This window comes from Streptomyces sp. NPDC059679, from assembly GCF_042734105.1.
Classification (GTDB): Bacteria; Actinomycetota; Actinomycetes; order Streptomycetales; family Streptomycetaceae; genus Streptomyces.
Genome location: NZ_JBHWES010000173.1, coordinates 1 through 3,344, shown reverse-complemented (window position 1 = coordinate 3,344; position 3,344 = coordinate 1). Strand labels below are relative to the sequence as shown.

The window sequence follows — 3,344 nt, the reverse complement described above, 5'->3', positions numbered from 1 at the left end:
AGCATCTTCCGCAAGCTGAGCATCACCTCCCGGCGACAGCTGCGGGACCTGCGGCTTCCCTGACGGGCTGGCAGCGTGCGTGCCATGTCGCGGTATAGCGACTGCCGCCCGGAAGGGGGAGTGTAAATCTAACGGCCCTGTCTCAGTTTCGGTGGTGACGGAGCGTGCTGCTATCCGAGGAGGATGCCGTGGCGGAGGAGGGTGAAGCCTGCTCGTCCGTGCATCTGGCGTGCGATCCGCTTGGTCTTGGTGTTGACGCCCTCGGTGGGGCCGTTGCTGTACGGAAGCGTGAGCCCAGCGATCACGGCGTCGATGTCCCGGTCCAGGCCACGGGTGAAGGCATGTAGATGGGGCAGTGCCCTTGCCGGAATTCTCATCCTGTGCCGTTCGGAAACTCGTCGCTGCTGGTCAGGCGGCTCTACCTTCTTGATCGGGTTGATCGAGCCATTCGTAGGGTTGGGTCACCCAGGGGTGCTGGGTGTGGCTATCAGGCGGCTGCCGTCTCGTGGCTGAGCACGCTTCGCCGCCCGGCACCCCACGACGACTCGGCCGCCGATTAGGAAGTGCGAACATGTCGCTGAGTAGAGCAATGCCGGCGAGGTCGTCCGTGGTACGAACAGAACGAACACGCACGCCAGGAGCATGATGAGCCGGATATGGGCGGGGATCGACAGCGGCAAGGGCCACCATCACGGGCTCGCCCTGGACACCGACGGCAAGACGCTGCTGTCGCGGCGGGTTGCCAACGACGAGCCCGAGTTGCTGAAGCTGATCGGCGACGTCCTGGACCTGGCCGACGGCCGTGAGGTCACCTGGGCCATCGACATGACCGGCGGGGAGCCCGCGCTGTTGCTGGCCTTGCTGGTCAGCCACGGCCAGGAAGTCCTCTACATGCCCGGCCGCCTGGTCAACCGGGCCTCGGACGGCTACCGCGGCGAGGGCAAGACCGACGCCCGCGACGCCTACGTGATCGCCGACCAGGCCAGGATGCGCCGCGATCTGCGGCCCGTCCGCCCCGGCGACGAAGCGGCCATCGAGCTGAAGCTGCTGACCGGACGCCGGTCCGACCTGGTCGAGGACCGCACCCGCGTCGTCAACCGCCTGCGTTCCACTCTGATGAGCATGTTCCCGGCCCTGGAACGGGCTCTGGACGTGACGAACACCGGCGCGCTCAAGCTGCTGACGGGTTACCAGGCCCCAGCCGCGATCCGCCGGATTGGGGTCACCCGGCTGACCACATGGCTGGCCAACCGCAAGGTCCGCAACGCGAGATCCCTGGCCGAAGCGGCCGTCGAGGCCGCCGAGCGCCAGCACACCGCTGTCCCCGGGGAGAAGACCGTCGCGAAGCTGGTCCACACCCTGGCCGAGGAGGTGATGGCCCTCAACGAGCAGATCGTCGAGATGGACAAGCTCATCGAGGGCCGGTTTCGCGAGCACGAGCTCGCCCACATCATCCTGAGCGTCCCCGGCATTGGGGCGACCCTCGGTGCCGAATTCCTTGCCGCGGTCGGCGGCGACCTGGACGAGTTCGACTCCCCGGACGCCCTGGCCGCCTTCGCCGGCGTCGCCCCCGCCCCTCGGGACTCGGGCAAGGTCAGCGGCAACCTCCACCGGCCGATCACCTACCACCGAAGGCTCCAGCGTGTCTTCTACACCTCCGCGCTGGTCAGCGTCCGCTGCGACCCCAACTCGCGGAAGTTCTACGATCGCAAACGCGCTGAGGGGAAGAAGCACGTCCAGGCCGTGCTCGCCCTGGCCCGCCGACGCGTCAACGTCATCTGGGCCCTGATCCGCGACCGACGGTGCTACGAAGTCACGCCTCCAGTGACCACAACCGCTTGACAACAGCTGTGAGTCTTTTGGGCGGCTGGTCCGGGACCGGCTGGCAGGGTTGACGTCGGTCGCTTCACCGCAGTCGTGACTCGTGACAACAGTGGCCCCCAGAGGTGCCTTGCTAATGAACTGTCCGACTGCGGTGGGTGGCCGGCGCCGACCCGGCCCACCTCGGTGGCCTGATAGAAGCCTGCCCGACCCCCAGGGGTCGTGGCCCGTCACAGTTCTGCCTCGAAGTGACCTCTCCCGGGCACGGCACCGGTCCACGGCGACCGGGATCACCGTCTCACGGAGAGGAATCCTGATCGCGTGCACACCATTGTCGCCCACACGCGTTCGTTCGTCATCGGCGTCGACACCCACGCCAGGACGCATACCTACGCTGTGCTCGCCGCCAACGGCGAGCACCTGGGCACGGAGACCTTCCCCAACACCCATGCCGGCAGGGCCCGTGCCATCGCCTGGGTCGGACGCCGCACCGGCGGCGACCTGGCCACCCTGTGGGTCATCGAGGGCGTCGGCAGCTACGGGGCCCAGATCGCCCGCCAGACGGCGCTCGCCGGCTACCAGGTGGCCGAAGCCGCCCGCATGGGCCGCACCGGCCGGCGTGGGGTCGGCAAGTCCGACCCGATCGACGCCCGACGCATCGCCGCAGCCGTACTCCCGCTCGCCGAAGAGCAACTGCGCACTCCGCGGATGGATGAGGGCATCCGAGCAGCAGCCCAGATCCTCCTCACCGCCCGGGACGAACTCACCAGTGAGCGGACCCGAGCCGTGAACGCCCTGACCGCCCTCGTGCGCGTCGCCGACCTCGGCATTGACGCCCGGCGTTCCCTCTGCGCGAAGAAGATCGGTGAGATCGCCCGCTGGCGCCCCCGCGAGGAAGACCTCGCCACCGCGACCGCCCGCACCGAGGCCGTCCGGCTCGCCAAGAGGATTCTCACCCTCGACGCCGAGCTCTTGGACAACATGAACCGGACCGGCGAACTCGTCGATGCCAGCCCCGCCGCCGACCTCCGCCGGGAAACCGGCATCGGCCCCGTCACCGCCGCCACCGTCCTGGTCGCCTGGTCCCACCCGGGACGGGTCCGTGACGAGGCCGCGTTCGCCGCCCTCGCCGGCGTGAACCCCATACCCGCGTCCTCGGGGAACACCACCCGCCACCGGCTCAACCGCGGTGGCGACAGGCGTCTCAACCGCGCCCTGAACGTCATCGCCATGGTCCGCATGGTCCATCACCCCCAGACTCGCGCCTACGCCGACCGACGACGCGCCGAAGGCAAGACAGACCGAGAGATCCGCCGCTGTCTCAAGCGCTACCTCGCCCGACGCCTCTACCGCCACCTCAACAACGCCGCCGCAACGGCACCAGGGGTTGACGAGACATAGAAGCTTCTGTGAGGATCTCCCAGACCATCGTCGAGCCGACCGGGTGTCCGAGCCGGATGAGTTCGCCCTGGATCCGTCGGCAGCCCCACCGCGGATTCTCCCTGGCCAGCCGCAGCACCAGC

General features: G+C 68.6%; 2 protein-coding genes and 2 pseudogenes. 2 read left to right on the top strand and 2 right to left on the bottom strand.

Annotated elements, in window-relative coordinates; genetic code table 11:
• Positions 1-170: 170 nt before the first annotated feature.
• Positions 171-365 (bottom strand): annotated as a pseudogene (locus ACFV2X_RS55415) (transposase); the annotation flags it as partial.
• A gap of 280 nt (positions 366-645) precedes the next feature.
• On the opposite strand from ACFV2X_RS55415, the gene ACFV2X_RS55410 reads away from it, so the two are divergent.
• Positions 646-1,842, top strand: a complete 1,197-nt coding sequence (locus tag ACFV2X_RS55410) for an IS110 family transposase (RefSeq protein ID WP_385631900.1) — start codon at positions 646-648, stop codon at positions 1,840-1,842.
• Positions 1,843-2,142: 300 nt separating this feature from the next.
• Complete coding sequence (locus tag ACFV2X_RS55405; RefSeq protein WP_385631897.1) at positions 2,143-3,222, top strand: IS110 family transposase; 1,080 nt, start codon at positions 2,143-2,145, stop codon at positions 3,220-3,222.
• Here ACFV2X_RS55405 and ACFV2X_RS55400 read toward each other — a convergent pair.
• Positions 3,206-3,344: pseudogene (locus tag ACFV2X_RS55400) on the bottom strand (integrase); the annotation flags it as partial. The gene ACFV2X_RS55405 and the pseudogene ACFV2X_RS55400 sit on opposite strands and share 17 nt — an antisense overlap.